This is a genomic window from Burkholderia sp. Ac-20392, assembly GCF_017104585.1.
Taxonomy (GTDB): domain Bacteria; phylum Pseudomonadota; class Gammaproteobacteria; order Burkholderiales; family Burkholderiaceae; genus Burkholderia; species Burkholderia lata.
The window spans coordinates 1-2437 of sequence record NZ_JAAGPB010000806.1; the positions used below are offsets into that span (position 1 = coordinate 1).

Genomic DNA, 2437 nt, shown 5'->3' on the forward strand with positions numbered 1-2437 from the left:
TTGCCCGCGACGAACAGGCGTAGCGACTCGACGCCGCAGATCAGGACGCTCAGCGCGGTGAACGCGGTGGTGGCGAGCGCGGCCCACGCGATCGTGCGCCAGGCGCGCGTGGCGACCAGCACGAACGGGAACAGCAGCGCCATCTGCGGCTTGGCCGACAGCAGGCCGATGCAGAGGCCGGCCCACATCGGCCGACGGTCCGCCCAGCAGACGGCCAGCGCCGCGCACGACGCGGTCAGGAACGCGTTCTGTCCGAACATCCCGGTGACGAACACGAACGGGGCGGCGACCAGCGCGAACCCGCCGATGCGCGATGCGCCGGGGATCGCGCCGAGGCCCGATACGCGCGACGCGGCGAAGCCGAACACGGTGACGCCGAACGCAACGAACAGCGGATAGCCGATTGCATGGGGCAGCAGCGCCAGCGGCGTCACGAGCAGCAGGTTGGTGGGCGGGTACAGCCACGCGACGAGGTCGTCGCGGCGGAACTGCGGGAACAGGTCGGCGGCCAGCCGCGAGAAGGTCGGCAAGTCGTACGCTTGCCACGGCGAGCCGTGCAGCATCACGTACGACGCCGACCAGAACACCGCGTAGTCGGCGCCCGGGCGTGACGGCGCGGTGGCGGGCGCGTGACGGACGACGGCGACCCAGATCGCGGCGAACAGCGCATAGCACGCGAGCGCGACCGCGCTGTACGCAACGACACGCCGCGGTGTCAGCCACGCGCGGACGGGAAGGTCCGCCGATCGCATCGATTGCCGCGGGAGATCCATGCGTCGTGCGCGGGGTTATTTGACGGACGCTTTGCGCGCCACAGCGTGGCTGGCGGCCGCGGGCGGCGCTGTCCGGCGGCGGCCCGCGTGCGTGCGCTTGAGCGGGAACTGCAGCAGCTTCGACGCCGGATGCGCGGCGCCGTCCCGCTGCGCGTGATAGCGCCGCCGCACGAGATAGACCGGTCGCTGCTTCGACTCGTGATAGATGCGGCCGAGGTATTCGCCGATCACGCCGATGCCGATCAGCTGGATGCCGCCGACGAACAGCATCACGGAGATCAGCGATGCGTAGCCATGCACGGGATTGCCGAACAGCAGCGTGCGCAAGACGATGAAGGTGCCGTAGACGAACGACAGCGCGGCGAACGCGAGGCCGAGGTAGGTCCACACGCGCAGCGGCACGGTGCTGAAGCTCGTGATGCCTTCGAGCGCGAAGTTCCAGCGCCGCCATCCGGAGAATTTCGAGCGACCGCCGCTGCGTGGCGCACGCGTGTATTCGATGATCTCGGTGCGATAGCCGACCCACGCGAACAGGCCTTTCATGAAGCGCCGTCGCTCGGGCAGCGCGCGCAGCGCGTCGACGACCTGGCGATCCATCAGGCGGAAATCGCCGACGTTCTCGGGCATCTCGACTTCGGAGAGGCGGTTGTGCACGCGGTAGTAGAGCGCGGCGGCCACGCGCTGCATCAGCGGATCGCACATGCGGTCGGTGCGCTTCGCGGCGACGACCTCGGCGCCGGCGAGCCAGCGTTCGATCATCGCGGGAATCAGCGCGGGCGGGTCCTGCAGGTCGGCGTCGATCAGGATCACGGCGGCGCCGGAGGCTTCGTCGAGGCCGGCGGTGAGCGCGGCTTCCTTGCCGAAGCGCCGGGTGAGATCGACGATGCGCACGCGCGGGTCGCCGGCGGCGACGTCGATCAGCCGGCCGAGCGTATCGTCGCGGCTGCCGTCGTTGATGCAGACGATCTCGAAGCGGACCGACTCGACCGATTCGAGGATCGGCAGCGTCGTTGCAAAGAATGCATCGATGGCTTCGTCCTCGTCGTGGAACGGCACGACGAGCGAGACCAGTGGCTTTCTGGCATGCGCGGACATACGTCCCCCGAGAGATCCGGCCTGCGCTGCACCGTATGGATCCGGTTGTCGTCCGCGGCAGGCCGGACGACTGGCGTTCTGAACATTGTAGGCAGGAATCGGGGATTCGTAACACGAATTGATGCGGGTGCGGTGGAGGCGTCGACGTCGTGCGACGCGGCGGTCGGGTTTCTACACTTGGCCGCCCCGCGCGGAAGGAGCAGGGCGTCATGCTTTCGCGACAGGGCCGGCAGCGCTTGTAAAGCACGGCGGCGCCAGCGGAGATCGCAACGTGCGCGGGTGCAACGGTTAGCATGTCGACTTGACGACGACGGTCACGGAGACAGTCATGCAAGTCCAGGAGCTGACAGGTGCGCCGCTGGATTACTGGGTCGCGGTCGCGGAAGGCCACGACGCCCCGCGCGCCGATGCGTCCGGGTGTACGTCGATTCGTACCGCAGGTGGTGTGCCGACGCCGTTCGCGCCGTCGATGTCGTGGGCGGACGGCGGGCCGATCGTCGAGCGGCTGCCGTTCGCCGAATTCGAGCGCGACGGCGGGCGCGGCGCGTGGCGGGCCGTGCTGCATCGGG

Annotated in this window: 3 protein-coding genes; 1 reads left to right on the forward strand and 2 read right to left on the reverse strand. The window is 69.1% G+C overall.

What is annotated here, in order from left to right; genetic code table 11:
• Positions 1-773 (reverse strand): glycosyltransferase family 87 protein (locus G3N99_RS38430; RefSeq protein ID WP_206124998.1); only part of this gene is annotated, 773 nt, incomplete at its 3' end.
• A 15-nt stretch (positions 774-788) separates the two neighbouring features.
• A complete protein-coding gene (locus tag G3N99_RS38435) occupies positions 789-1868 on the reverse strand; it encodes a glycosyltransferase family 2 protein (RefSeq protein ID WP_206124999.1) in 1080 nt (359 codons plus the stop codon).
• 328 nt (positions 1869-2196) lie between these two features.
• Between G3N99_RS38435 and G3N99_RS38440 the strand changes: the two genes are divergently transcribed.
• Positions 2197-2437, forward strand: a 241-nt coding sequence (locus G3N99_RS38440) for a phage protein NinX family protein (protein WP_206125000.1), incomplete at its 3' end; no start/stop codon positions are given.